At 61.8% G+C, this 468-nt stretch carries 1 protein-coding gene; it reads right to left on the minus strand.

Annotation, left to right across the window (positions count from 1 at the left end; translation table 11 throughout):
- Positions 1-468 (minus strand): hydantoinase B/oxoprolinase family protein (locus AC1D0P_RS29110; protein ID WP_477679913.1); only part of this gene is annotated, 468 nt, incomplete at both ends.

Raw genomic sequence — 468 nt, forward strand, 5'->3', positions numbered from 1 at the left:
GTGCGGCATGGACGGCAGGCCACCATTTGTGCCCCAGACCACGGCGCGTTCGCGGTCGCAGATATAGGAGATCACGGTCTTCTCCGCATCCAGCAGGATCGAGGTCTTCTCGACGCCCGCGCCGCCGCGGAATTTTCCGGGGCCGGCGGAATCGCGCTTGATCTCGAACTTGGTCGTCAGCACCGGATTGACGCGCTCCTGGCCTTCGACGGGCTGCGCCATCAGGCCGGTGCCGAAGCACGCCGTGGTGCTGTTGCAGCCATCCTTGCCGTTGCGTCCGCCCCAGCCGCCGGGCAGCCAGTCATAGAACATGAAGATCGGCTTTTCCTCATGCCGAAGGTCATGGCCGCCGGTCAGCAGATATTCGAGATTGAAGGAGCAGGAGATCGCCCGTTCCGGAATGATCTTCGACCACATTTCGAAGATCGAGTTCATGATCTTCTCGAACGGCATCAGGAAGCCGGTGAC

Source organism: Polaromonas sp. P1_G2 (assembly GCF_056405515.1).